This is a genomic window from Aeromicrobium sp. CnD17-E, from assembly GCF_024124745.1.
In the GTDB taxonomy this organism is placed as follows: Bacteria; Actinomycetota; Actinomycetes; order Propionibacteriales; family Nocardioidaceae; genus Aeromicrobium.
This window is the reverse complement of sequence record NZ_JAMXRU010000004.1, coordinates 1-24,310: the sequence shown is the minus strand read 5'-3', so window position 1 is coordinate 24,310 and position 24,310 is coordinate 1. Positions and strand designations below refer to the sequence as shown.

The 24,310-nt window shown below is 73.0% G+C and carries 23 protein-coding genes and 3 tRNA genes; 14 read left to right on the top strand and 12 right to left on the bottom strand.

Annotated features, from left to right (window positions below; genetic code table 11):
- The first annotated feature begins 69 nt into the window (after window positions 1–69).
- From dapC to NH339_RS01800, 8 genes are all read left to right on the top strand, one after another.
- On the top strand, window positions 70–1,176 hold the full coding sequence (gene dapC, locus NH339_RS01835; protein WP_253021902.1) for a succinyldiaminopimelate transaminase: 1,107 nt from the start codon (window positions 70–72) through the stop codon (window positions 1,174–1,176).
- A 183-nt stretch (window positions 1,177–1,359) separates the two neighbouring features.
- Window positions 1,360–1,449, top strand: a complete 90-nt coding sequence (locus NH339_RS01830) for a potassium-transporting ATPase subunit F (protein WP_083516245.1) — start codon at window positions 1,360–1,362, stop codon at window positions 1,447–1,449.
- 7 nt (window positions 1,450–1,456) lie between these two features.
- Window positions 1,457–3,127 (top strand): potassium-transporting ATPase subunit KdpA, encoded by a 1,671-nt coding sequence (gene kdpA / locus NH339_RS01825; protein WP_253021900.1) that lies wholly within the window; start codon window positions 1,457–1,459, stop codon window positions 3,125–3,127.
- Window positions 3,124–5,154: a potassium-transporting ATPase subunit KdpB gene (gene kdpB, locus NH339_RS01820; RefSeq protein ID WP_253021898.1), complete on the top strand. Its 2,031-nt coding sequence runs from the start codon at window positions 3,124–3,126 to the stop codon at window positions 5,152–5,154. The genes kdpA and kdpB overlap by 4 nt, the downstream gene beginning before the upstream one ends.
- Window positions 5,151–5,732, top strand: coding sequence for a potassium-transporting ATPase subunit KdpC (gene kdpC / locus NH339_RS01815; RefSeq protein ID WP_374208159.1), 582 nt, complete (start codon window positions 5,151–5,153; stop codon window positions 5,730–5,732). Before kdpB ends, kdpC begins: the two co-directional genes overlap by 4 nt.
- Window positions 5,733–5,736: 4 nt before the next feature.
- Window positions 5,737–8,277 (top strand): ATP-binding protein, encoded by a 2,541-nt coding sequence (locus NH339_RS01810; protein WP_253021896.1) that lies wholly within the window; start codon window positions 5,737–5,739, stop codon window positions 8,275–8,277.
- The gene (locus tag NH339_RS01805; RefSeq protein ID WP_253021894.1) at window positions 8,274–8,954 is read left to right on the top strand and encodes a response regulator; all 681 of its coding nucleotides are present in this window, start codon (window positions 8,274–8,276) and stop codon (window positions 8,952–8,954) included. The genes NH339_RS01810 and NH339_RS01805 overlap by 4 nt, the downstream gene beginning before the upstream one ends.
- A 59-nt stretch (window positions 8,955–9,013) precedes the next feature.
- Window positions 9,014–9,184, top strand: a complete 171-nt coding sequence (locus NH339_RS01800; protein WP_253021892.1) for a hypothetical protein — start codon at window positions 9,014–9,016, stop codon at window positions 9,182–9,184.
- Window positions 9,185–9,188: 4 nt separating this feature from the next.
- On the opposite strand, the gene NH339_RS01795 is transcribed toward NH339_RS01800, so the two are convergent.
- The 6 genes from NH339_RS01795 to NH339_RS01770 form a co-directional block, all read right to left on the bottom strand.
- On the bottom strand, window positions 9,189–9,488 hold the full coding sequence (locus NH339_RS01795) for a DUF503 domain-containing protein (protein ID WP_253021997.1): 300 nt from the start codon (window positions 9,486–9,488) through the stop codon (window positions 9,189–9,191).
- A 14-nt stretch (window positions 9,489–9,502) separates the two neighbouring features.
- Window positions 9,503–10,354 carry an NAD-dependent epimerase/dehydratase family protein gene (locus NH339_RS01790; RefSeq protein WP_253021890.1) on the bottom strand — a complete coding sequence of 284 codons (852 nt, stop codon included), beginning with the start codon at window positions 10,352–10,354 and terminating at the stop codon, window positions 9,503–9,505.
- Window positions 10,355–10,411: 57 nt separating this feature from the next.
- Window positions 10,412–10,693 carry a zf-TFIIB domain-containing protein gene (locus NH339_RS01785; protein ID WP_253021888.1) on the bottom strand — a complete coding sequence of 94 codons (282 nt, stop codon included), beginning with the start codon at window positions 10,691–10,693 and terminating at the stop codon, window positions 10,412–10,414.
- A gap of 378 nt (window positions 10,694–11,071) precedes the next feature.
- A tRNA-Lys gene (locus NH339_RS01780) sits at window positions 11,072–11,147 on the bottom strand.
- 49 nt (window positions 11,148–11,196) lie between these two features.
- Window positions 11,197–12,858, bottom strand: a complete 1,662-nt coding sequence (locus NH339_RS01775; protein WP_253021886.1) for an NAD(P)/FAD-dependent oxidoreductase — start codon at window positions 12,856–12,858, stop codon at window positions 11,197–11,199.
- 46 nt (window positions 12,859–12,904) lie between these two features.
- Complete coding sequence (locus tag NH339_RS01770) at window positions 12,905–13,450, bottom strand: hypothetical protein (protein WP_253021884.1); 546 nt, start codon at window positions 13,448–13,450, stop codon at window positions 12,905–12,907.
- A 125-nt stretch (window positions 13,451–13,575) separates the two neighbouring features.
- Between NH339_RS01770 and NH339_RS01765 the strand changes: the two genes are divergently transcribed.
- Window positions 13,576–15,312 carry a glycerol-3-phosphate dehydrogenase/oxidase gene (locus tag NH339_RS01765; protein ID WP_253021882.1) on the top strand — a complete coding sequence of 579 codons (1,737 nt, stop codon included), beginning with the start codon at window positions 13,576–13,578 and terminating at the stop codon, window positions 15,310–15,312.
- Window positions 15,312–16,091, top strand: a complete 780-nt coding sequence (locus NH339_RS01760) for a DUF4097 family beta strand repeat-containing protein (protein ID WP_253021880.1) — start codon at window positions 15,312–15,314, stop codon at window positions 16,089–16,091. The genes NH339_RS01765 and NH339_RS01760 overlap by 1 nt, the downstream gene beginning before the upstream one ends.
- Window positions 16,092–16,767: 676 nt before the next feature.
- Here the strand turns inward: NH339_RS01760 and NH339_RS01755 are convergent.
- The 3 genes from NH339_RS01755 to orn all read right to left on the bottom strand — a co-directional run bounded on the left by NH339_RS01755 (window position 16,768) and on the right by orn (window position 18,062).
- Window positions 16,768–16,971, bottom strand: coding sequence for a cold-shock protein (locus NH339_RS01755; RefSeq protein WP_253021878.1), 204 nt, complete (start codon window positions 16,969–16,971; stop codon window positions 16,768–16,770).
- A gap of 310 nt (window positions 16,972–17,281) precedes the next feature.
- Window positions 17,282–17,357 (bottom strand) — tRNA-His (locus tag NH339_RS01750).
- A 72-nt stretch (window positions 17,358–17,429) separates the two neighbouring features.
- Window positions 17,430–18,062, bottom strand: coding sequence for an oligoribonuclease (gene orn / locus NH339_RS01745; RefSeq protein WP_253021876.1), 633 nt, complete (start codon window positions 18,060–18,062; stop codon window positions 17,430–17,432).
- 150 nt (window positions 18,063–18,212) lie between these two features.
- Between orn and NH339_RS01740 the strand changes: the two genes are divergently transcribed.
- Entirely contained in the window at window positions 18,213–19,010 is a 798-nt protein-coding gene (locus tag NH339_RS01740; RefSeq protein ID WP_253021874.1) for a thioredoxin domain-containing protein, read from the top strand.
- A 51-nt stretch (window positions 19,011–19,061) separates the two neighbouring features.
- On the opposite strand, the gene NH339_RS01735 is transcribed toward NH339_RS01740, so the two are convergent.
- Together NH339_RS01735 and NH339_RS01730 are read right to left on the bottom strand one after the other, a co-directional pair.
- A complete protein-coding gene (locus tag NH339_RS01735; RefSeq protein WP_253021872.1) occupies window positions 19,062–19,421 on the bottom strand; it encodes a CrcB family protein in 360 nt (119 codons plus the stop codon).
- Window positions 19,418–19,810, bottom strand: coding sequence for a CrcB family protein (locus NH339_RS01730; protein ID WP_253021870.1), 393 nt, complete (start codon window positions 19,808–19,810; stop codon window positions 19,418–19,420). The genes NH339_RS01735 and NH339_RS01730 overlap by 4 nt, the downstream gene beginning before the upstream one ends.
- 35 nt (window positions 19,811–19,845) lie before the next feature.
- Here NH339_RS01730 and NH339_RS01725 point away from each other — a divergent pair, with 35 nt between their 5' ends.
- Complete coding sequence (locus NH339_RS01725; RefSeq protein ID WP_253021868.1) at window positions 19,846–20,796, top strand: aldo/keto reductase; 951 nt, start codon at window positions 19,846–19,848, stop codon at window positions 20,794–20,796.
- 181 nt (window positions 20,797–20,977) lie between these two features.
- On the opposite strand, the gene NH339_RS01720 is transcribed toward NH339_RS01725, so the two are convergent.
- Window positions 20,978–21,051 (bottom strand) — tRNA-Arg (locus NH339_RS01720).
- A 150-nt stretch (window positions 21,052–21,201) separates the two neighbouring features.
- On the opposite strand from NH339_RS01720, the gene NH339_RS01715 reads away from it, so the two are divergent.
- Window positions 21,202–22,410 carry a PrsW family intramembrane metalloprotease gene (locus NH339_RS01715; protein WP_253021866.1) on the top strand — a complete coding sequence of 403 codons (1,209 nt, stop codon included), beginning with the start codon at window positions 21,202–21,204 and terminating at the stop codon, window positions 22,408–22,410.
- A gap of 97 nt (window positions 22,411–22,507) precedes the next feature.
- Window positions 22,508–24,241, top strand: coding sequence for a dynamin family protein (locus tag NH339_RS01710; protein ID WP_253021864.1), 1,734 nt, complete (start codon window positions 22,508–22,510; stop codon window positions 24,239–24,241).
- The last annotated feature ends 69 nt before the right edge of the window (window positions 24,242–24,310 follow it).

Genomic DNA, 24,310 nt, shown 5'->3' with positions numbered 1-24,310 from the left:
CAGCGGGGCCCGACCCCTGGGCCCTGCCCGCCGCGTCACCCCCGAGGCCACCTGCGAAGGAGCGTCCTGATGGACCGACCCCGTCTCTCCTCCCGCTTCCCCGACTTCCCGTGGGACACCCTGGCCGACGCCAAGCAACGCGCGCACGCGCACCCCGACGGCATCGTCGACCTCTCCATCGGGACGCCGGTCGACCCCACGCCGTCGGTCGCGCGTGAGGCGCTCGCCGCAGCCTCGGACGCGCCGGGCTACCCGACGGTCGCGGCGCTCGAGGCCGTGCGCCAGGCGGCCGTCGACTGGCTCGAGCGTCGACTCGGGGTCACCGGGCTCTCGACCGACCAGGTGCTACTGACGGTCGGCTCGAAGGAGCTCATCGCCAACCTGCCGTCGCAGCTCGCGCTCGGACCGGCCGACACCGTCGTGCTGCCGTCGCTCGCGTACCCCACCTACGAGGTCGGTGCCCGCTTCGCCGGTGCCCGCGTCGTGCTCGGCGACCCGGTCGCGGACGGCCTCACCGACGTGCCGGCGCTCGTGTACGTGAACTCCCCGGCGAACCCGCACGGCGAGGTGCTGTCGGCCGAGCACCTGCGCGCGGTCGTCCGCTGGTGCCGCGAGCGGGGCGCACTGCTGGTCTCCGACGAGTGCTACGCCGACTTCGGCTGGGAGCGCGAGCCGGTCTCCGTGCTGCACCCCGACGTCTGCGAGGGCAGCCACGACGGCCTGCTCGCCGTGCACTCGACGTCGAAGCGCTCGAACCTCGCGGGCTACCGCGCCGGCTTCGTCGCCGGTGACGCGGCGGTCGTCGCCGAGCTGCTGGCCGTCCGCAAGCACCTCGGCTTCATGCTGCCGACCCCGGTGCAGCAGGCCTTCGCCGCCGCGATCGCCGACGACGAGCACGTCGTCCTGCAGCGTCGTCGCTACGCCGAGCGTCGCGACGCGCTCCGCAGGGCGCTGGAGTCGGCCGGCTTCACCATCACCCACTCCGAGGGCTCCCTGTACCTGTGGGCCACGCGGGGGGAGGGCTGCCGCGACACCGTCGCCTGGCTCGCGGAGCGCGGCATCCTCGTCGCCCCCGGCGACTTCTACGGCGAGCGCGGCGCCCAGCACGTGCGCGTGGCCTTCACCGCCACCGACGAGCGCGTCGCCGCCGCCGTCGCCCGCCTCACCGAGTCCTGACGGTTTACCACGGTCCCGTGGTAAACGTCGTCCTCCCTCGGGAAGCTTGCCGCGGGAGGAGGAGGTCTACCACGGGACCGTGGTAAACCGCTGAGAACGGCTGGGCGTCAAGATCGCGTCAAGACGCGTCAGGGGGTCGTCAGGAGCAGCTTCGCGGGGTGGGGACGGGTGTGGGGTGGGGGCATGTCCCTCGTCACCGCACTCCAGCTGCTCGGCGTCGCTGCCCTGCTGGTCTACCTCGTCGTGGCCCTCGTGCGGCCCGACCGGTTCTGAGCCGCCCATGTCCGACACCGTCTCCGGCCTGCTGACCATCGCGGCGCTGCTGACCCTGCTCGCCGTGGTCTACGTCCCGCTCGGCGACTACATGGCGCGCGTGTTCACCTCGACCCGGCACCTGCGCGTCGAGCGTGCGCTCTACCGGGTCGGCGGCATCGACCCCGACGCCGAGCAGAGCGCCCGCGGGTACGTGCTGAGCCTGGTCGCGTTCTCCGTCGTCGGCATCGTCCTGCTCCTGGCGATCCTCCTCGGGCAGGCCGCGCTCCCGTGGGACCGCGGCCTGCCCGGGATGCCCTGGGACATGGCCCTCAACACCGCGGTCTCCTTCGTCACCAACACCAACTGGCAGTCCTACGCCGGCGAGTCGACCCTCGGCTTCGCGGCCCAGGCGCTCGGTCTGACGGTGCAGAACGTCGTCTCGGCCGCCGTCGGCCTCGCCGTCGCGGTCGCGTTGGTCCGCGGCTTCACGCGGGCGGAGTCGAGCACCCTCGGCAGCTTCTGGGTCGACCTCGTCCGGGGCACCGTCCGCGTCCTGCTCCCGCTGGCGCTGGTCGCGGCGGTGCTGCTCCTGCTCGCCGGCGTCGTGCAGAACCTCTCCGACGTCACGGTGCGCGCCCTCGGCGGCGGCACGCAGGTCGTGCCCGGCGGGCTCGTCGCCAGCCAGGAGGCGGTCAAGCAGCTCGGCACGAACGGCGGCGGCTTCTTCAACGCGAACTCCGCGCACCCGTTCGAGAACCCGACGGCGCTGACCAACCTGCTGCAGGTCTTCCTCCTGCTGGTGGTGCCCGTGTGCCTGACCCGCACCTTCGGGACGCTGGTCGGCTCGCGGCGCCAGGGCCTGGTGCTGCTCGGCGCGATGGGCGTGCTGTGGGCCGGCGCCCTCGCCGTGACGACGTGGGCCGAGGTCAGCGGCCAGGGCCAGGCCGCTCAGGCTGCCGGCGCCGCGATGGAGGGCAAGGAGACCCGCTTCGGGGAGTGGGCGTCGGCGCTGTTCGCCGTGTCGACGACCGGCACGTCGACGGGGGCCGTCAACGCGTCCCACGACTCGATGTCGCCGCTCGGCGGCGGCACCGTGATGGCGCACATGATGCTCGGCGAGGTCTCGCCCGGCGGCGTCGGCTCCGGTCTCTACGGCATCCTCGTCGCAGCGATCCTCGCCGTCTTCGTGGCCGGCCTGATGGTCGGGCGGACCCCCGAGCTGCTCGGCAAGAAGATCGGCTCGCGGGAGATGACGTACGTCGCGCTCTACACGCTCGTCGTCCCCGCCCTCGTGCTCGTCGGGATCGGCACCGCCATCGCGCTGCCGTCGACGGTCGACGCCATGGGCAACCCGGGAGGCCACGGCTTCTCCGAGGTCGTCTACGCGTTCACGTCGGCCGCGAACAACAACGGCAGCGCGTTCGGCGGCATCACGGTCACGTCGACGTTCTTCCAGCTGACTCTCGCCGCGGCGATGCTGCTCGGCCGGTTCGTGCCGATCGTGCTCGTCGTGCTGCTCGCCGGCTCGCTGGCCCGCCAGCGTCGGGTGCCGACCACGGCAGGGACCCTGCCCACCGCGACCCTCCTCTTCGGCGGTCTGGTGGTTGGTGTCGTGCTGCTCGTCTCCGCCCTCACCTTCTTCCCGACCCTCGCCCTCGGCCCCGTGGCCGAGGCCCTGACAGGAGCCTCGCGATGACCCGCACCTCCGCTGCCACGCCGCTGTCGCGGCAGCTCGTCCAGCAGCTCCCCGCGGCGCTGCGCAAGCTCGATCCCCGCCATCTGTGGCGCAGCCCGGTCATGTTCGTCGTGTGGATCGGCTCCCTCGTCACGACGGTGTCGGCGGTCGTCGACCCGAGCGTCTTCGCGGTCGCCATCGCGGTCTGGCTCTGGCTCACGGTCGTGTTCGGCAACCTCGCCGAGGCCGTCGCCGAGGGCCGCGGCAAGGCGCAGGCCGACTCGCTGCGCGCGGCACGCACCGACGTCACCGCCCGCCGGGTGGCTGCCGACGGCAGCGAGTCGGTCGTGGCGGGCACGGAGCTGACGGTGGGCGACCTCGTGCGGGTCAGCGCCGGCGAGGTGATCCCCGGCGACGGCGACGTCGTGGAGGGCGTCGCGACCGTGGACGAGTCGGCCATCACCGGGGAGTCCGCGCCGGTCGTCCGCGAGGCCGGCGGGGACCGCTCGGCCGTCACGGGTGGCACGCGGGTCCTGTCCGACGAGATCGTCGTGCGGATCACCGCCGCGCCCGGCGAGACCTTCCTCGACCGGATGATCTCCCTGGTCGAGGGGGCCGAGCGTCGCAAGACGCCCAACGAGATCGCGTTGTCGATCCTGCTCGTGAGCCTCACGATCATCTTCCTGCTCGCCGTCGTCACCATCTCCCCGATGGCCGACTACGCGGGCGCGCCCCAGCCCACGGTGGTGCTGGTCGCGCTGCTCGTGTGCCTGATCCCCACCACGATCGGGGCGCTGCTGTCGGCCATCGGCATCGCCGGCATGGACCGTCTGGTGCGGGTGAACGTGCTCGCGATGTCGGGCCGTGCGGTCGAGGCGGCCGGCGACGTCAGCACGTTGCTGCTCGACAAGACCGGCACGATCACCTACGGCAACCGCCGGGCGTCGCGCTTCGTGCCCGCCGAGGGGGTCACGCTGGCGGAGCTGACGGAGGCCGCGCGCATCGCGTCACTGGCCGACCTGACGCCGGAGGGTCGCTCCATCGTCGACCTCGCCGTCGCCGACACCGGTGCCAGAGGCACGGGCGCCCCGCTGCCTGCCGGCGCCGAGCCGGTCGAGTTCACCGCCCAGACCCGCATGTCGGGCGTCGACCTGCCCGACGGACGCGAGCTGCGCAAGGGTGCCGGGAGCGCCGTCGAGGCCTGGACCGGCGTCGGGCTCCCCGCGGAGGTCGGGGCGGCCGGGTACGAGATCTCGATGTCCGGCGGCACGCCCCTGCTCGTGGCCGAGCGTCGCGCCGGGGCCACCCGCGTGCTCGGCGTCGTCCACCTCAAGGACGTCGTCAAGGAGGGCATGGTCGAGCGGTTCACCGAGCTGCGACGCATGGGGATCCGCACGGTGATGGTCACCGGCGACAACGCCCTGACGGCGCGGGCGATCGCCGCCGAGGCCGGCGTCGACGACGTGCTCGCGGAGGCGACCCCCGAGGACAAGATGCGGCTCATCCGCGAGGAGCAGTCCGGCGGCCGCCTCGTGGCCATGACCGGCGACGGCACCAACGACGCGCCCGCGCTCGCGGCGGCCGACGTCGGCGTCGCGATGGCCTCCGGCACGTCGGCGGCGAAGGAGGCCGGCAACATGGTCGACCTCGACTCCGACCCGACGAAGCTCATCGACGTGGTGCGCATCGGCAAGCAGCTGCTCATCACGCGCGGCGCACTCACGACGTTCTCCATCGCCAACGACCTCGCCAAGTACTTCGCGATCGTGCCGGCCATGTTCGTGACGGCGTACCCGTCGCTCGATGCGCTCAACGTCATGCGGCTGGCCACGCCGGAGTCGGCGATCCTCTCGGCCGTCATCTTCAACGCGCTCGTCATCGTGGGGCTCATCCCGGTGGCCCTCAAGGGCGTGCGCAGCCGGGCCGCCGACGCCGCGAGCGTCCTGCGGCGCAACCTGCTCGTGTTCGGCGCGGGCGGCGTCGTCGTCCCGTTCGTCGGCATCAAGCTCATCGACCTGCTCGTCTCCCAGATCCCAGGAATCAGGTGACCGTCGTGATCCGCGACCTCCTGCGCCAGTCCCTCGCCGCCGTCCGCGTGCTGCTCGTGCTCACGGTGCTGCTCGGCGTCCTCTACCCGGCCGCCGTGTGGGCCGTGGGCCGGGCGGTGCCCGACCGGGCCGACGGCAGCCTGCTGCGGGTCGACGGCGTCGCCGTCGGCTCCCGGCTCCTCGGCCAGACCTTCGAGGGCGCGCAGTGGTTCCACCCGCGCCCGTCGGCCAACGACCACGACGGCCTCGCGTCGGCACCGTCGAACCTCGGGCCCTCGAACCCCGACCTTCTCGCGGCGATCCGCGAGCGACGAGCCGCCGTGGCGCGCGAGGACGGCGTGCCGCCGTCGGCCGTGCCCGCCGACGCCCTGACCGCGTCGGGGTCCGGGCTCGACCCCGACATCAGCCCCGCCTACGCGGCGCTGCAGGTGCCGCGGGTCGCCCGGGAGCGCGGACTCGACGAGGAGACCGTGCGCCGCCTCGTGGCCGAGGCCACCTCCGGACGCCAGCTCGGCTTCCTCGGCGAGCCCACGGTGAACGTCCTCGAGCTGAACGCGAGCCTGTCGGGTGCAGACTGAGGCTGTGCAGACGGTCCAGACGCGGGGCGACGCCACGCCCGAGCACGGGCGCGGGTGCCTGCGGGTCTACCTCGGCGCCGCACCCGGCGTCGGCAAGACCTACAGGATGCTCGACGAGGGGTGTCGGCGGGCGGCGCGCGGCACCGACGTCGTCGTCGGGATCGTCGAGACGCACGGCAGGGCGTTGACGCAGGAGCGGATCGGCGGGCTCGAGGTGGTGCCCCGGCGCACCGTCGTCCACGGTGCGACGACCCTGACCGAGCTCGACGTCGACGCGGTGCTGGCCCGGGCGCCTCAGGTGTGCCTCGTCGACGAGCTCGCGCACACCAACGCGCCAGGGTCGGGGCACGTGAAGCGTTGGCAGGACGTCGACCAGCTGCTCGCAGCGGGCATCGACGTCGTCACGACCGTGAACGTGCAGCACCTCGAGTCGCTCAACGACGTCACCGAGGCGATCACCGGCGTCCGCCAGCGCGAGACCGTGCCTGATGCGTTCGTGCGCTCGGCGGAGGCCATCGAGCTGGTCGACATGAGCCCGTCGGCGCTGCGCCGCCGCCTGGCCCACGGGAACGTCTACCCGGCCGAGCGCGTCGACGCCGCGCTGTCGCAGTTCTTCCGCGAGGGCAACCTCGCCGCGCTGCGCGAGCTGGCCCTGCTCTGGCTCGCCGAGCGGGTCGACGAGGGCCTCGAGCGCTACCGGGCGCGCCACGAGATCGAGGCCACGTGGGCGACGCGCGAGCGGATCGTCGTGGGCGTCACGGGTGGTCCGGAGTCGGAGCCGCTGATGCGCCGAGCGGCGCGGATCGCGTCGCGCGGGTCGGCTCCGTCGGGCGACGGCGGGGCGCCCTGGACGGCGCTCTACGTGTCCCGCGGCGACGGCCTGCGCCAGACCGGCCCGGACCGGCTCGAGGAGCTGCGCACGACGGCGCAGGAGCTGGGCGGCGGCTTCCACACGGTGGTCGGCGACGACGCCGCAGGCGCCATCCTCGACTTCGCGCGGGCCCGCAACGCGACCCAGGTGCTCATCGGGGCCAGCCGGCGCGGGCGGCTGTCGACGCTGCTGCGCCCGGGCATCGGCGAGACGATCGTGTCCGAGTCCGGCGACATCGACGTGCACATCGTCACGCACGACGAGGCCCGTCGGCGCCAGGCCCGGGTGCGCGAGGAGTCGGCGCTCGGCCGACGCCGGACGTGGGCAGGCTTCGCCGTGGCGCTGCTCGGCCCGTTCGTGCTGGCAGGCCTGCTGCTCGCCACGCGTGACCTCCACGGGCTGCCCACCGAGGCCATGCTGTTCATGGTCCTGGTCATCGGCACCGCCCTCGTGGGTGGTCTGCGGCCGGCCGTCGTGGCGGCGTTCGTCAGCGGCGGCGTGCTGAACTACTTCTTCACCCCGCCCGTGCAGACGCTGCGCATCGCCACGGGCGAGAACGCGGTGGCGGTCGTCCTCTTCGTCGTGGTCGGCATGTCGGTCGCGCTCGTCGTCGACCGGGCGGCCCGGCTCGCCGGTCTCGCCGGCAGGGCCCGGGCGGAGGCCGACAGCCTGAGCGTGCTCGCGCACCAGCTCGTGCACGCGGGGAACGACCTGCGCCGCCTCCTGCGCACCACCGTCGAGCTGTTCGGCGTCGACGGCGCCCAGCTGTGCACGACCGACGGCCGCGTGCTGGGGGAGCACGGCGTGACGTCCGGTCCGGAGCGGACGGTGCCGGTGGGCGACGAGCACGTGCTCGTGCTGTGGGGGTCGGCGGGCGACGCCGTGGAGGAGTCGTTGCTGGCCGCCGTCGTCGCCCACGCGACGGTGCTGGTGGAGCGTCGCGCGGCCGTGGCGCTCAAGGCCGAGCGACGGGTGCTGGCCGAGACCGCGCGCACGCGCACCGCCCTCCTCGCCGCCGTGTCCCACGACCTGCGCACGCCGCTGGCGGCGGTCAAGGCGGCGGTGAGCAGCCTGCGCGACCCGGGCGTCGACTGGTCCGACCAGGACCGTGCCGACCTGCTCGAGACCATCGAGGACGGCGCCGACCGGCTCGACGCGCTCGTGGTCGACCTGCTCGACATGAGCCGGCTGCAGACCGGGGCCGTCGTGGCCCGCTCCGAGGCCGTCGACGTGCTGTCGGTGGCCCAGCGGGCCGCCGCAGGGACGCCCACGGTGCTCGAGGTGCCCGACGACCTCCCGGAGGCGCGCGCCGACACCGCGCTGCTCGAGCGGGTGCTCGCCAACGTCGTCGAGAACGCCCACAAGCACGCTGCGGGCTCGACGGTGCGGGTCGACGCGACCGCCACGCGCGAGCACGTCGTGGTGCGCGTGGTCGACGGAGGACCTGGCGTGCCGGAGCACCGCCGGGCGCAGATGTTTGAGCCGTTCCAGCGTCTCGGCGACGTCCCGCGCGGCGCCGGTGTCGGGCTGGGTCTCGCCGTCGCCCGCGGCCTCACGGAGGCGATGGGCGGACGTCTCACCGCCGAGGACACCCCCGGCGGCGGGCTCACGCTCGTGGTCGAGCTGCCCAGGGAGGGCTCCACGACGCTGACGACGGAAGGCGAGGACGCATGACGGTGGTGCTGGCGGTCGACGACGACGCGGCGATCCTGCGGACCTTGGGCATCGCGATGCGCGCGCGGGGCTACGAGGTCGAGACGGTGGCGGACGGCCGGTCCGCGCTGCAGTCGCTCACCGAGCGGGTGCCGGACGTCGTCCTGCTCGACCTGGGCCTGCCCGACCTCGACGGCACGCAGGTGCTGCGCAGGATCCGCGAGACCTCGCAGGTGCCCGTGGTCGTCCTGTCGGCGCGTCACGAGTCCGACGACAAGGTGGAGGCACTCGACCTCGGGGCCGACGACTACGTGACGAAGCCGTTCGGCATGGAGGAGCTCCTGGCGCGCGTCCGGGCGGCGCTGCGCCGGGCCGCGCCCTCGCGGGCTCCCGTCGTGACGGTGGGCGACCTGGTGCTCGACGTCGAGGACCGCCGGGCCACCCGGGCCGGCGAGCCGGTGCACCTCACGCCGACGGAGTGGAAGATCGTCGAGGTCCTGGCGCGGGCGGAGGGACGCCTCGTGCGCCAGACGACTCTCCTGACGGAGGTGTGGGGGCCGACCTACGAGCGGGAGACGCACTACCTGCGGGTCTACCTCGCGCAGCTGCGTCGCAAGCTCGAGGACGACCCCGCGCACCCGCGCATGCTGATCACCGACCCTGGCCTGGGCTACCGGCTGCTGTCCGACCTGTCCTGACGCGATCCTGACGCGGCGCCTCCTGGATCCTTGACGCGTCCCGGGCGCAGGCTCTGAGCATGACCACCGCACCCGACCACCGTCCCGTCCCCGCCGCACCCGCCGACGAGCCGCGACCTCCGCACACGCTGCAGGAGAGCCTGGAGCGGTTCGGCGGCGCGTGGCTGGCGGCCGGCGTGACGACCGTGGTCGGGGCGGTGGCCGTGACGGCGCGTGTCGTCGTCGGGTGACGTCTCAGTCGAGGTCGTCGCTGCGCACGAGCCGACGCCGCACCGACAGCAGGTCGACGTCGGGCCGTGAGGCGAGGAGCCGTTCGGCACGGTCGAGCAGCGCGTCGGCGTGGGCGTGGTCGCCCGACGTCAGGGCCACGCCCACGACCGTGCGTCGGTAGAGGTCGGTGTGCCCGACCTCGGCCACGGACACGTCGAGCGCCCGTTTCAGCTCGGCCACGACGGGTCGCACGACCGCGCGCTTCTGCTTCAGTGTGTGCACGTCGCCGAGGAGCAGCTCGGCCTCGAGCCACCCGACCCACATGGCTGCCACGGCGCTCAGGCGCGGGTGGCCCGCAGCTCCTCGACGAGCGTCGGCCGCGTCGGCTGCCAGCCCAGCGAGCGCGCCTTGGCGCCGCTCGCCTGCTGGTCGAGCAGCAGCGCGTCGCCGAAGGCCTCGCCGAGCCGCTCGTGCACGGTCTCGACCGAGGTGCCCGCGACGGCGTCGGCGAGCGCGAGTCCGAGGTCGCGGACGCTGGGGGAGTGACCGCTGACGCCGAGCAGGCGTCCGTGGCCGGAGCCGCTCGCGACGACCAGCGCGTACAGGTCGGCCAGGTCGTCGACGTGGATCGTGGTCCAGTGCTGCTCGCCCGAGCCGATCAGCTCGAGCGCGCCCTCACCGGTGCGGGGCGCAGCCACGAGCTGCTGGGGGATGCCCTGGCCCGGAGCGTGCACGATGCCGGGCTGCACGACGGTGGCCCGGACCGAGGAGTCGAGCAGCCGGTCCTCGCGCGCCCGGCGCCAGGCGGTGATGGCGGGCGCGTCGTAGGGCGTCTCCTCGTCGAGGTCGGCGCCGGAGCCGTAGGTCCAGACCCCTCCGGTGTGCACGAACGGCTTGTCGGTGCCGCCGAACGCCTCGACCGCGGCGTCGACGACGGCGTCGTCCATGGTCGCGGACGTCGCGTCGCCGGGGGCGGCGGTGTGCACGCCGGCGTCGTGCTCGCGCAGCTGGGCCGCCAGCCAGGCGCTGTCGAACAGGTCGCCCTGGAGCGGCGTGGCGCCCGCGGCGGCGACGGTCTCCCCGGAGCTCTCGCTCCGGACGACGGCGGTGACGGCGTGGCCGTCGTCGACGAGGCGGCGCAGCACGGCTGCACCCACGAACCCGGTTCCCCCGGTGAGCAGGATCTTCATGGGGTCGTCAACCGTGACGCTCCGCGTGGTGTTCCGGAGTGTCCGCTCCGTGGACGGTCAGCCGAGGATCTCCATGAGCCAGTGCTCCTTCTTCTTCGGCTTGCGGTAGCGGTCGTCGCGGTACCGGTCGTCGGGGCGGTACCGGTCGTCGCGGTCGCGGTCGGGGCGACGCTCGTCGCGCGGCGCGGGGGCTGCGGGGGCGTCGGCCGTGGCGCGGTCGAGGATCTTGTCGAGCTCGCCGCGGTCGAGCCAGACGCCCCGGCACTCGGGGCAGTAGTCGATCTCGACGCCGGCGCGCTCGCTCATGGTCAGGGTGGAACCGTCGGTGGGACACTTCATGGTGGGACCTCCTGCGTCGACAACGTGCCGCGCGCCGCGTCGGTTCCCCTGGCTCGCGGCCGGTCCCGCAGGACGTGGAGAAGGCCCCGACCGTGGTGGTCGAGGCCTTCTGTCTGGTACACCCCCACGGACTCGAACCGTGAACCCGCTGATGAAGAGTCAGGTGGTCTGTCGAGGGGGTCTTGGGGCTGGGGGCGTTCGGTCCTGCTGGACGTGGAGAAGGCCCCGACCGTGGTGGTCGAGGCCTTCTGTCTGGTACACCCCCACGGACTCGAACCGTGAACCCGCTGATGAGGAGTCGGCTGGTGTGTCGAGGGAGTCTTGGGGGCTGTCCGGACGTGGAGAAGGCCCCGACCGTGGTGGTCGAGGCCTTCTGTCTGGTACACCCCCACGGACTCGAACCGTGAACCCGCTGATTAAGAGTCAGCTGCTCTGCCAATTGAGCTAGGGGTGCTCGCGCTCAGAGAACATTACCAGCAGGGGTCCGGGAGCCGAAATCGGGGTCAGTGGCCGAGCAGCTCGAGGAGGGCGTGGGCGGCGTTGTGGCCGGCGATGCCGCTCACGGCGCCGCCGCGTCGGGCGCCGCTGCCGCACAGCAGGATCCGGTCGTGGGCGGTCGCGACGCCCCACCGCTGCGCGGGGGTCTCGGCGGGCTCGTCGTCCTCGAGCCAGGGCCACGCGAGGTCGCCGTGGAAGATGTGTCCGCCGGGCATGGCGAGGGCCTGCTCGACGTCGGCGGGCGTCTTGACCTCCACGCCGATCACGAGCGGCTCCAGGGGCTCGGCTAGGTGCGCGTCGATCGCGGTGAGGAACCGCCGGTACTCGCGCTCGGCGGCCCCCTCGTCGAGCAGGTTCTCGTAGGGGGTGTGCAGGCCGAACCAGGTGAGGGTCTGGGCGTCGGTCGCCGCCAGCTCGGGTCCGAGGATCGACCGGTCGGTGAGCGTGTGGCAGTACAGCTCGCCCGACGCAAACGGCTGCTCCCCACGCTCGGCCGCGGCGTGCAGGGCCTCGACCTGGCTCATGGCCTCGTCGACGTGGAACGTGCCGGCGAACGCGACCGTCGGGTCGTCGCCGGAGCGCAGCCGGGGCAGGCGCGAGACGAGCAGGTTGATCTTGAGCTGGGAGCCGGACGGCCGGGGCACGCCGGCCTGGTCGCCGGGCCACAGCAGCGCGTCGAGGGCGTGCGGCGCGATGCCGCTGAGCGCGTACGCGGCGCTGACGTGCAGGTGCCCGTCGTCGTCGACGGCGTCGACGACGACACCGGCCTCCTCGCCAGGGTCGCCGCAGTCGCACGCCTCGCGCTCCTCGAGCTGCTTGACGCGGGTCACCGTGACCCCCGTGAGGATGCGGACCCCGGCCTCCCGCGCCACGCGCTCCAGCTCGCCGGTCACCGCACCCATCCCGCCGACCGGCACCCGCCACTCGCCCGTCCCGTTGCCCACGAGGTGGTACAGGAAGCAGCGGTTCTGCACCAGGGACGGGTCGTGCAGCGACGCGAAGGTGCCGATGAGCCCGTCGGTGCCGACCACGCCGCGCACGACGTCGTCGGCGAAGCGACGCTCCAGCGTCTCGCCCAGCGGTCGCTCGACCACGTCCGTCCAGACGGGCTGGCCGGTGGCGGGCCCGAGGTCGCCGGCCAGGGGGAGCGGCCGCAGCAGCGTGGGCGCGACGGCAGCGGCCAGTCCGCCGACCTCGCCGTAGAACGCCTGCCAGGCCTCGAAGGCGTCGTCGTCGCCGGTGAGGGCGCGGAAGGACGCCCGCGTGGCGTCGCCCTCGTCGGTCTCGACGAGCAGCCCGCGTGGCTCGCCGTCACGCTCGTAGGGCGTGTAGGAGGCGGTGGCGCGCGAGCGCAGCTCCAGGTCCAGCCCGAGCTCCTTCACGAGGGCCTCGGGCATGAGGCTGACGAGGTAGGAGTAGCGCGAGAGCCGCGCGTCGTGCTCGGGGAACGTCCGGGCGCTGACGGCCGCGCCGCCGACGTGGTCGAGCCGCTCGAGCAGCACGACGTCGAGGCCCGCCCGGGCCAGGTAGGTGGCGGCGACGAGCGCGTTGTGGCCTCCGCCGAGCACCACGACGTCGGCCGTCTCCTCCCGCGACTCCCTGACCTCGCTCGAGGGCACCGCGTACCAGCCCGACCCCTCGGGCTGCGTGAACCACCTGCTCGTCATGGCGCCACTCTGGCAGAACGGGAGCCGTGCCCGCGCAGGGTCGGTGTCAACCCTGGCAGAACAGCTGCCCGTACGGCCCGGCCGACGAGCGCCGCTCCGTGACCCTGCCGTCGACCGTGATCGTGCACGTGATCGTCGCGCCGCTCGGGCCGGCCTGCATGAACATCTGCGCGTAGTCGGGCCGGCCGTACACGAGCGTGCTCATCGACCACGACGTCCCGACGCCGGTGGCCGTGCCGCTGGGTCGGTCGCGGCTGGTCGGCACGAGGTAGCCGACGACGCCGATCGGCTCGCTCGACGTCGCACTCAGGGTGATGCGCCGGGCGCGGACGCTGAAGGTGCCGCCACTGCCGGGGAGCCCGGCAGGCTCCTGCAACCCGGTCACCGAGCGGGGAGCGAGCCCCGCGGGTTCCTCCTCGGGGTCGGAGGCCGCGGCCGACATCGACGGCGACGGCGTGGCACGGCTCAGCCCAGGACGCTCGACGCCCTGGTCGTCGGCGGCTGCAGCGTCGCGACCGCTCGCGCCGGACCCGCCCATCGGCACGAGCAGGGCGGCCAGCAGCGCGAGCCCTGCCAGGATCCCCACCGCCACGAAGGGGTGCCGTCGTATCGCCTCCACGGCTGCACAACGAGGGAGGGGGCCCCGAGTTAGGCCGCGCGCACTGGCGCAGCGCCTCCCAGGGCGCAGCGTGGAGGGGTCTCTGTTTGACTGGAGGCATGCGCCCCGTCCCTCTCTCGCCCCACGCCCGCCAGGCCGCCCTCGACGCGATGGAGGCCGCCCCGCTCGACGTCCTGGTGATCGGGGGAGGTGTCGTCGGCGCCGGCGCCGCCCTGGACGCCGCCACGCGTGGTCTCTCGGTCGGTCTGGTCGAGGCCCGCGACTTCGCGTCGGGCACGTCGAGCCGGTCCAGCAAGCTGATGCACGGTGGCCTGCGCTACCTGGAGATGCTCGACTTCCGGCTCGTCGCCGAGGCGTTGAAGGAGCGGGGACTGAACCTGCAGAAGCTCGCCCCCCACCTCGTGCAGGAGGTGGCGTTCCTCTACCCGCTGCAGCACCGCGGCTGGGAGCGCTTCTACGCCGGGTCCGGCGTCGCGCTCTACGACGCGATGAGCAAGGCGTCCGGCTACGGCAAGGGCGTCCCGCTGCACCGCCACCACACCCGCCGCGGGGCCCGCAAGATCTTCCCCGGTCTGCGCAAGGACGCGCTCGTCGGCGCGCTGCGCTACTACGACGCCCAGGTCGACGACGCCCGTCACACGATGTTCCTCGCCCGCACGTCCGCCGCCTACGGCGCGCACGTCGCCAGCCGGACCCGCGTCGTGGACCTGCTCCGCGAGGGCGGCCGCGTGGTCGGTGCCCGCCTCAAGGACCTCGAGTCCGGTCGCGAGCTCGACGTCCGGGCGTCCGTGGTGCTGAACGCCACCGGCGTCTGGACCGACGAGACGCAGGGGATGGCCGCCGAGCGCGGCCAGTTCCACGTGCGCGCCTCCAAGGGCATCCACCTCGTCGTGCCGCGCGACCGCATCCGGGGCGAGGGAGGGCTCATCCTGCGCACGGAGAAGTCCGTCTTGTTCGTCATCCCGTGGGGACGGCACTGGATCATCGGCACCACCGACACCGACTGGGACCTCTCGAAGGACCACCCGGCGGCCAGCCGTGACGACATCGACTACCTGCTCGAGCACGTCAACCGGGTGCTCGTCGAGCCGCTGACCCACGCCGACGTCGAGGGCGTCTACGCCGGGCTGCGACCGCTCCTGGCGGGCGAGGACGAGGCCACCAGCAAGCTCTCGCGCGAGCACGCCGTCTCCACCAGCGTCAAGGGCCTCGTGGTCATCGCCGGCGGCAAGTACACGACCTACCGCGTGATGGCCAAGGACGCCGTCGACGCGGCCGTCCACAGCATGACCCGCCAGCTCGACCGCGTCGTCCCGGCGTCGTGCACCGAGGACGTGCCGCTGCTCGGTGCCGACGGCTTCGAGGCGCTCTGGAACCAGCGGCACCGCCTGGCCGCCGACAGCGGACTCTCCGTCGCCCGCATCGAGCACCTGCTGCGACGCTACGGGTCCCTCGTCGTCGAGGTGCTCGACCTCGTCACGACCGATCCCTCGCTCGGCGAGCCGCTCGGTGGCGCCGACGACTACCTGCGCGCCGAGGTCGTCTACGGCACGACCCACGAGGGCGCGCGTCACCTCGACGACGTCATCGCCCGCCGCACCCGGATCTCCATCGAGACCTTCGACCGCGGCACCGAGGTGGCCCGCGAGGTCGCCGACCTCATGGGCGACGCGCTGGGGTGGACGGGCGAGCAGCGCGACGTCGAGGTCGAGCACTACCTCAAGCGGGTCGCCGCCGAGCGCGAGTCGCAGACCATGCCCGACGACGAGACCGCCGACGCCGCCCGCATGGGAGCTCCCGACGTCGTGCCGGTCGCCACCGCCGACACGCCGTGATGCACGACCCGCCGCCGGGCGCCCTCGACGACCTGGATGACGACCCGGGACCCTCGCCGCTCGTGCGGACGCTGCGTCCCGTGCTCATCACGGCCGTGCTCGCCGTCCTCGTCCTCGGCGGGTTCGCCCTCGCGTCGCACCTCTTCGGCGACACCCGCACGGAGACCGGCGAGCTCGACCTGGAGGGCTCCGGGCTCCTGAGACTGCAGGCCGGGCCGAGCGACGTGCGGATCGTCCAGGGCGACGTCACGGTCCCTCGCTACGTCGCCCGCGTCAGGAGCGGGCTGTTCGACACCCACTTCGAGGTCGAGCGCGTGGGCGGTGCGACCCGGCTCGAGGCCGCGTGCCGTCCGCTCCTGAGCCCCGGCTGCGGTGTCGACGTGACCATCACCGTCCCCGAGGGTACGGCCGTCGTTCTCCTCACCGGGGCCGGCGACGTCGACCTCTCGGGCCTCCAGGGCGCGGTGGCCGTGCGGACCGGCTCGGGCGACGTGGAGGCCGAGGGCCTGCGTACGCAGGACCTCACCGTCCGCACCGGGTCGGGCGACGTCGAGGCGACGTTCGACCGCGCACCCTTCGCCGTCAAGGTCGCCACCGGCAGCGGCGACGTCGACCTGGGCCTCCCGCAGGCCCGCACGCCCTACGCCGTCGACGCGCGCAGCGAGTCCGGCGAGGTCGACGACACCATCCCCGCCACCGACGCGCAGGACGCCCGCGTCGTGCGGGTCAGGACGCAGTCCGGTGACGTCGAGGTCGAGCTCGAGCTCGACGGGTCGTAGGGGCTGCGGGCTCAGCTCCTCGTCCGACCTGCTGGTGCGCTGCCTGCGGGGGTCTCGTGGCGCTGGTGCGCTGCCTCGGCTTTCGTCGGGTGTGGTCTCCGCAAGGGCCTCGACCGGGCGGCTGGCGGCCGCGCTGGTCTGGGATCTCGGGCTGCGGCTCCTGCTGGGGGCGCAAGGATCGGCGGTCGTGCGTGAGACTCCGAGGCTTCTGCGTTTGCCACGGGATCCCGTCACCAACGCAGAAGTGTTCGACCTCAGGCGCGCGAATGAAGAATCGTGGGTGCACTTTGGGGTGGGGTGGGCAGCGCTTCTTCCTTCGCGTGGAACGGTCCACGAGAAGGAAGCATCGTTGCCACGTCTGGCCCGCTCGGCGGTGGATCTGCAACCGCACAAGCGCTCCTGCGGTTGCAGATCCACCGATGGCAGGCGCAAACGCAGATTCTTGCCTCCTATGCGAGCCACAGCCCGAGAACCCGAGCCGCCGCCGGTCCCAGCCGCCCGGTCGAGGCCGTTGCGGATCGCAGGACGAGTCGAAGCCGCGCCGACGCAGCCCCACCCGAGCGACAAGCCACACCGACGCAGCCGCAGGTCGAGCGAGAACCGCCCCCGAACGCGACGACGCCCCCACCGCATGCGGTGGGGGCGTCGTGTGACTCGTCAGGGTGACGAGCTGAGATCAGATCGGGCGGATGTTGGCCGCCTGCAGGCCCTTCTGGCCCTGCTCGACGTCGAACTCGACCTTCTGGTTCTCCTCGAGCGAGCGGTAGCCGCTCGCCTGGATGGCGCTGAAGTGGGCGAAGACGTCCTCGCCGCCCTGGTCGGGGGCGATGAAGCCGAAGCCCTTGTCAGCGTTGAACCACTTCACAGTTCCGGTAGCCATGTGTCTCTCCTTCGGTGGTGCGCATGCGCGTGTCGCATGCGACGGGTGTCGCGACGCGCATCAACCGGGAGAAGCTGGAGCGACCGGGGGGACCCGGCGCGCTCGATCTTTCTGGCACAACTAACGCCTACAACTGACACCCACCCTACACGTCCGGACGAGGAGGACGCACCCCGTGCCAGGCGGGTCGGGTCGATCGCTGAGAGGGGGTGCGGGAGGGCCGGGGAGCGGCCGTCGCGCCGCCCCTGACGCGGACGAGGCGCGACCCGCGCCGAGGTGGACACCTCGGGCGGCTCGCGCCTCGGTCACATGGGGTGGACGACGGGACTTGAACCCGCGGCCACCGGCACCACAAGCCGGTGCTCTACCAACTGAGCTACGCCCACCATGCGTGGCGGCAGGCCGTCACGACGCGGACGATCATAGCCCACGTCGCACGCAGCCCCGCCGGTGCCCCGTCACGACTCCGTGGAGACCTCCAGCCGGCCGAGCGTCGAGCTGGCCGCGACCTCGGCGGCGATCGCACGGGCCGCCTCCGTCTCAGGGCCGGGATCGCCCACGAACACGGCGCGGCGGTAGTAGCGCAGCTCGTCGATGCTCTCGGCGATGTCGGCCAGCGCGCGGTGGTGCCCGGCCTTCGCGGGAGCCGCGAAGTAGGCACGGGGGAACCACTGGCGGGCGAGCTCCTTGATCGACGACACGTCGATGACGCGGTAGTGCAGGAAGCCCTCCAGCTCCTTCATGTCGCGCGCGAGGAACGTCCGGTCGGTGCCGACCGTGTTGCCCGCGAGCGGCGCCTTGCGCGGCTCCTTCACGTGCTCGCGGACGTAGGCGAGCACCTGCTCCTCGGCCTCGCGCAGCGTCGTGCCGGCCTCGAGCTCGGTGATGAGCCCTGAGGCGGTGTGCATGCGCGTCACCACCTCGTTCATCTGCTCCAGCGCCTGCGCCGGAGGCTTGATCACGAGGTCGACGCCCTGGCCCAGCACGTTGAGCTCGTAGTCGGTGACGAGCGCCGCCACCTCCACCAACGCGTCGGTCTCGAGGGAGAGCCCGGTCATCTCGCAGTCGATCCACACCAGTCTGTCGTTCACGCGACCGACCCTAGGCCACCGTGACAGCCCCAGCCGCCCAGCCCGGGTAGCCTTCCAGGGAACCGACGGGGCGCGGTCTTCGTTGTGCCCCTCGAACGACGGGCGCACGCCTCCCGTCATGTCCCAGACGCCGCACAGGAGCCAGACCACGTGAGCAACGACCGCAAGCAGCGAGCCGAGCAGATGCGCAAGGAGCGCGAGAAGGCCGACAAGCGCCAGCGCAACGTCATCACGATCGCGATCGTCGCCGTCGTCATCGCCCTCGTCGGCGTCGGCGGCTACGCCGTGAAGTCGACGGCCGACAAGAACGCCAAGAGCACCGACCTCGTCGCGCCGAAGAACACGAAGGACTACGGCATCCTGTACGACCAGGCCGACGCCGAGGCCGCCGACGGCGGGTCCTCCGACGGTGACGCCGCGTCCGGCGACGCGAAGCCGGTCAGCGTCGAGGTGTACGAGGACTTCCAGTGCCCCGTGTGCCAGCAGTTCGAGCAGGTCGCCGGCCCCATGCTGAAGCAGCAGGTGGCGTCGGGCGAGATCGCGCTCACCTACAAGCCGTTCTCCTTCCTCGACGAGAACGGCGGCAGCACCAACGACTACTCCAAGCGCGCCACCAACGCGGCGCTCTGCGCCCTCGACGCCGGCGGCGTCGACGACTACGTCAAGGTCCACGACTTCCTGTACGCCAACCAGCCGCAGGAGGGCACGGCCGGACCCGAGAACGCGAAGCTCGTCGAGGACCTCAAGAGCCTCGGCATCACCGGCGCGGGCATCGACTCGTGCGTGAAGTCCGAGAAGTTCGTCCCGTGGGTCGTCAAGGCCAAGGAGGTCGCGCAGGACAGCGACCGCGAGATCAGCGGCACGCCGACGGTCTTCGTGGACGGCAAGAAGCTCGACGACTTCAGCCCCGCCACGATCCAGAAGGCGGTCGAGGAGGCCAAGGCCTGACCCCGGCTCCTCCCCGCACACGGCCCCCGCACCCTCGGTGCGGGGGCCGTGTCACGTCAGCAGCAGGCCCAGCCACGCCGCCGCGACGCACACGACGGCGGTGCCCACCGCGTGGGCGACGGCCCTGCCGCCCCGGCCGCGGAGCGCGAGGCGGGCGGAGTCGAGGCTCGCGGTGCTGAACGTCGTGTAGCCGCCGAGGAACCCGGTGGCCACGACCGTCCGGGCGACGCCGTCGTCGAGCAGTCCGACGGCCAGCCCGATGAGGAACGACCCGGTGACGTTCACGGCGACGATGCCCCACGGGAACCGCCCGGAGGAGCGCTGGCCCACCCAGGTGTCGACGAGCAGTCGCAGCACCGAGCCTCCCCCGCCCGCGACCGCCACCGCACCCGCCAGCAGCACACCGTTCATCGCGCACCCCGGGTCCGCAGGGCGCGGCCGACGGCGAGCCCGCCGACCGAGGCGGCGAAGCCACCCGCGACGGTCGCGAGGAGGTAGACGAGGGCGTCGGCGGGTCGTGCGTCGGCGAGCAGGCCCTGGGTGTCGAGGGCGAAGGCGCTGTAGGTCGTGAAGCCGCCCATGAGACCGGTGCCGAGCAGCAGGCGGGCACGCGACGACGCGACGGTGGCGGTCAGGACGCCGAGCAGGAACGCGCCGAGGAGGTTGACGCCGAGGATGCCGACGGGCAGCCCGTCGACCGGGTCGACGAACACTGCCACGCCGTAGCGGGCCAGCGTGCCGACCGCGCCGCCGGCGGCCACGAGCGCCACCGCGTCCGGACGCGGCCAGGTCGTCGCCATGGTCGGACTCTACGACCCGCGGATAGGTTCGTCGCATGGACGTCTCACGGCTCGTGCTCGGCACCATGTACCTCGGCACCCGGACGGACGAGGCGACGTCGCGGGCGCTGCTCGACCGGTTCCTCGCCGCCGGCGGACGGACCCTCGACACCGCCAACTGCTACGCCTTCTGGGTCGACCCGAGCGGGCACGGGGGAGCGAGCGAGCGCCTCATCGGCCGCTGGCTGGCGGCGGAGCCGTCGCGTCGCGAGCGGGTCGAGCTGGCCACGAAGGTCGGCGTCGAGCCCCTCGACGAGCCCCGCGCGGACGGCCATCCCGTCGAGGGCCTCTCGGCCGAGGTCGTGCGAGCCGGCTGCGAGGCGAGCCTGCGTCGCCTCGGCGTCGACGTGATCGACCTGTACTGGGCGCACGGGGAGGACCGGGGGACGCCGCTGGAGGAGACGGTGGAGGCGTTCGGTTCTCTCGTCGCCGACGGCGCGGTGCGACGGCTGGGCGTCTCCAACCACCCGACCTGGCGGGTCGAGCGTGGCCGGGCGCTCGCCGAGGCGCGCGGGCTCGAGGCGTGGACGGCCCTGCAGCTCACGACGTCGTACGTGCACCCGCGGCCCGGCGCGGCGGTGGAGGGCAAGGACCACCGGTTCGGCTTCGTCACCGACGAGACCGTCGACTACGTCAGCGAGCACCCCGACCTCGAGCTGTGGGCCTACTCCCCGCTCGTGCAGGGCTCCTACGACCGTCCTGACCGCCCGTTCCCGCAGGCTTACCGCCACCCGGGCACGGAGCGACGTCTGGCGGTGCTGGACGACGTCGCGCAGGCGCACGGCGTGCCGCGGTCGGTGGTCGTGCTGGCCTGGTTGATGGCGTCGCGGCCCGAGGTGCGGCCGATCCTCGGCGTCAGCTCGGTGGAGCAGCTCGAGTCGGCCCTGCGTGTCGCCGACGTGGACCTCGCCCCTGACGAGCTCGCCGCCCTCGACGCCCCGACCTGAGGAGGGGTTCTGCTCCTCGATCTGAGGGCCCCGGAAGGAATCTCGGATGTGAGTGCCCCCGGCAGGAGTCGAACCTGCGACCCGGGGATGAGAAGGGGTTCTGCTCTTCGATCTGAGTGCCCCCGGCAGGAGTCGAACCTGCGACCCGGGGATGAGAAGGGGTTCTGCTCTTCGATCTGAGTGCCCCCGGCAGGAGTCGAACCTGCGACCCGAAGATTAGAAGGCTTCTGCTCTATCCATCTGAGCTACGGGGGCCCGCCCCCACCCTAGTCGCACCCGACCGGCCCCGGATCGGAACCTCATGGCCCGTCCGCGGTGCCGAGAAGGGCGATGACGTCCCACATGTGGGGGCGGTCGTCGCGTGCCGTGGGGCGCGGGGCACCGCGTTCCCCTAGGCTCCGGGGGGTGAGCCAGCCACACGCGCAGGAGGCCGCGCCGGAGGTGGCGGGCCGCGGGACGATCCCCCGACGGATGCCCCGCTACGTCGAGCGTCCGCGGCAGCGGGGACGCACCGTGCTGATCGTGCTCACCGGGATCGGCGTGGCGCTGGGCCTGGTCGAGATCGTGGTGGTCGCTGCCGGCGCGGAGGCGCTCGAGGGCGCGCGCCTGGCGATCATCTACGCACTGGTGCCGCTGCCGGTGCTGTGGTTCGTGTACTGGTGGCTCGACCGCTACGAGCCGGAGCCACGTCGCTACAAGGTGGCCGCGTTCGTGTGGGGTGGTGTCGGCGCGGTCGGCATCGCGCTCGCCGTGCAGGTGCTGCTGGGGGAGACGACCGACCTGACGCAGAAGGAGCTGGCGACGTTCGTCGCCCCTGCGAGCGAGGAGCCTGCCAAGGGGCTGTTCCTGCTGCTGACGTTCCTGCGCTGGCGTCGCATCATCGACGGCTTCCTGGACGGCCTGATCGTGGCCGGCCTCGTGGGGCTGGGCTTCGCGTTCGTCGAGAACATCGGCTACTACGCCCTCAGCTACGCCGGCGGGCCCGACGTGCCGATCGCCGGCGCCGAGGGCGCGGCCGGGACGTTCGTCGTCCGCGGGATCGCCAGCCCGTTCGCGCACCCGCTCTTCCTGTCGGCGTTCGGCATCGCGCTGGGGCTGGCCGTCGGCATCCGCTCGAAGGTCCTGAAGGTGCTGGTGGGCACGCTCGGCCTCGCGATCAGCATGGTCCTGCACGGGCTCTGGAACGGGTCCGCGTCGTACTTCGGGGGCGTGGGCTTCGCGCTCACCTACTTCGCGCTGTTCGTCCTGTTCGTCACGCTCGCCGTCGTGGCCATCGTGGCGCGCTCGCGCCAGGTCCGGACCCTCGAGCACTCGTTGTCCTACGTCGCCGAGCGCGGCTGGATCCATCCCGCGGAGATCCCGTACCTCTCGCGCTTCGGCTACCGCAAGCAGGCCCGCCGGCACGCCCGCCGTCACCACGGCCGGGTGGCCGGACGGATCGTGCGCCGTTACCAGCGCCTCGCCACGGAGATGGCCTTCCTGCACGACGCGATCATGCGCGGCCAGACGAAGCCGTACGGCGTCGAACGCACCTACGCGCTGCTCGACGCGATGTACGAGCTGCGACCCGCGCTCCGCTTCCCGCCGCCCTTGCCCGTCGCGCACCGACGGTGACGCGACGCGGACGCACCGTGGTCACGCAGAGTCCACTACCGTGTCCCTTGACCCCGCGGAACAGCCGCAACGACACGTCGAGACGGGAGGAGCACCGGTGCCCAGCGAACACGCCTCGGCCGAGCTGCTGGGAGCGCTGAGCAAGCTCCTCACCGACGTCACGGCGGCCCCCCTCGCGCTCGAGGTCCCGGGTGTCGACGACGTGCGCTCCACCCGCGCCGAGATGGTCGACCAGCTGTCCGACTACGTCATCCCGCGGCTCGTGCAGCTCGAGGCTCCGCTGCTCACGGTCGTGGGCGGGTCCACCGGCGCGGGCAAGTCGACGCTGGTCAACTCGCTCGTGGGGGAGCAGGTCACCCAGTCCGGCGTGCTGCGCCCGACCACGCGCTCGCCGGTGCTGGTGCACCACCCCGACGACGCGGAGTGGTTCCAGCCCGACCGCATCCTGCCCGAGCTGCCCCGCACCAAGGCGGTCACGAACGACGTCTACGCCCTGCGCCTGGCGCCCTCCACGGGTGTCCCGCGCGGCCTGGCGATCCTCGACGCGCCCGACATCGACTCGATCGACGCAGCCAACCGCGAGCTGGCGACGCAGCTGCTCGCGGCCGCCGACCTCTGGCTCTTCGTCACCTCGGCCGCGCGCTACGCCGACCAGGTGCCGTGGGACTACCTCGGACGCGCCGCGGAGCGCAGCACGTCGGTGGCCGTGGTCCTCGACCGTACGCACGCCGACGCGGTCGTGGAGGTGCGAGGCCACCTCGCGCGCATGATGACGTCGCGCGGGCTGTCGGACTCCCCGCTCTTCACGGTGCCGGAGTCGCCGGTCGGCGAGGACGGTCTGCTGCCGCGCGAGGCCGTCGAGCCGATCCGCGGCTGGCTGCGCGACCTCGCGGCCGACCCCGAGGGTCGATCCGCCGTCGTCTTCGGCACGCTCGACGGCGCCGTGCGCCACAACGTGCTGCGCTCGCACGTCGTCGCCGACGGGCTCGACGAGCAGCTCGCTGCCGCACGTCAGCTGCACGACGACGCCACCCGCACCTACGCCGAGGCGGTCGACCTGCTGCGTCGGGCCACCGCCGACGGCACGGTCATGCGCGGCGAGGTGCTGACCCGCTGGCAGGAGTTCGTCGGCAACGGCGAGCTGCTGCGCTCGGTCGAGGAGCGCGTGAGCCGCATCCGCGACCGGCTCGTCGACCAGGTCACCGGCAAGCGCACCCGCTCCGCGGAGGTCAGCGAGGCGGTGGAGTCCGGGCTGCAGACCCTGCTGGTGGAGCAGCTCGAGGCTGCCGCGGAGGCGGTGTACCGCTCCTGGTCCTCGGTCGGCGCCGGCCGGGCGCTGATCGCCTCCGAGCGCGGCCTCGACCGCGCGTCGCGCGACGTCCGGGTCAAGGCCGAGCGGCTCGTCCGCGACTGGCAGGCCGAGGTGCTCGAGCTCGTCCGCGCCGAGGGCTCCGACAAGCGCCTCACGGCCAAGTTCCTCGCCTTCGGCGTCAACGGCATCGGCGTCGCGCTGATGGTGCTGGTGTTCGTCAGCGGCTCCGCGGGTCTCACCGGCGCCGAGGTCGGCGTCGCCGGCGGCACCGCCGTCGTCGCGCAGAAGCTGCTCGAGGCGATCTTCGGCGACCAGGCGGTCCGCCGGCTCGCCGAGCGCGCCCACACGTCGCTCGTCACCGCGGTCGAGGCGCTCGCGACGGCGGAGAGCCGGCGCTACCTCGACCTCGTCAGCGACCCGGCCGTGATCGAGGCCTCCCAGTCCCGGCTGCGCGACGCCGCGCGCCGGGCCGAGTACGCACGACACATCGACTTCCTGGACGGAGAGACCGCCTCATGAGCGAGCGCCCCGGACCCGTCGCGCGCGCGACCTCGGCGCTGTTCGGCGGCGAGCGCAACGACGTCGCCG

Excerpts from the sequence above, each read along its gene's own strand:
- NH339_RS01725 (WP_253021868.1), top strand. The coding sequence starts at position 19,846 with ATGGACGTCTCACGGCTCGTGCTCGGCACCATGTACCTCGGCACCCGG.
- NH339_RS01790 (WP_253021890.1), bottom strand. The coding sequence starts at position 10,354 with ATGAAGATCCTGCTCACCGGGGGAACCGGGTTCGTGGGTGCAGCCGTG.
- NH339_RS01795 (WP_253021997.1), bottom strand. The coding sequence starts at position 9,488 with ATGTGGGTCGGGTGGCTCGAGGCCGAGCTGCTCCTCGGCGACGTGCAC.
- NH339_RS01800 (WP_253021892.1), top strand. The coding sequence starts at position 9,014 with ATGACCACCGCACCCGACCACCGTCCCGTCCCCGCCGCACCCGCCGAC.
- NH339_RS01730 (WP_253021870.1), bottom strand. The coding sequence starts at position 19,810 with ATGGCGACGACCTGGCCGCGTCCGGACGCGGTGGCGCTCGTGGCCGCC.
- kdpA (WP_253021900.1), top strand. The coding sequence starts at position 1,457 with ATGTCCGACACCGTCTCCGGCCTGCTGACCATCGCGGCGCTGCTGACC.
- NH339_RS01830 (WP_083516245.1), top strand. The coding sequence starts at position 1,360 with ATGTCCCTCGTCACCGCACTCCAGCTGCTCGGCGTCGCTGCCCTGCTG.
- dapC (WP_253021902.1), top strand. The coding sequence starts at position 70 with ATGGACCGACCCCGTCTCTCCTCCCGCTTCCCCGACTTCCCGTGGGAC.
- NH339_RS01775 (WP_253021886.1), bottom strand. The coding sequence starts at position 12,858 with ATGACGAGCAGGTGGTTCACGCAGCCCGAGGGGTCGGGCTGGTACGCG.
- NH339_RS01785 (WP_253021888.1), bottom strand. The coding sequence starts at position 10,693 with ATGAAGTGTCCCACCGACGGTTCCACCCTGACCATGAGCGAGCGCGCC.
- NH339_RS01765 (WP_253021882.1), top strand. The coding sequence starts at position 13,576 with ATGCGCCCCGTCCCTCTCTCGCCCCACGCCCGCCAGGCCGCCCTCGAC.
- NH339_RS01760 (WP_253021880.1), top strand. The coding sequence starts at position 15,312 with ATGCACGACCCGCCGCCGGGCGCCCTCGACGACCTGGATGACGACCCG.
- kdpB (WP_253021898.1), top strand. The coding sequence starts at position 3,124 with ATGACCCGCACCTCCGCTGCCACGCCGCTGTCGCGGCAGCTCGTCCAG.
- NH339_RS01735 (WP_253021872.1), bottom strand. The coding sequence starts at position 19,421 with ATGAACGGTGTGCTGCTGGCGGGTGCGGTGGCGGTCGCGGGCGGGGGA.
- NH339_RS01805 (WP_253021894.1), top strand. The coding sequence starts at position 8,274 with ATGACGGTGGTGCTGGCGGTCGACGACGACGCGGCGATCCTGCGGACC.
- NH339_RS01755 (WP_253021878.1), bottom strand. The coding sequence starts at position 16,971 with ATGGCTACCGGAACTGTGAAGTGGTTCAACGCTGACAAGGGCTTCGGC.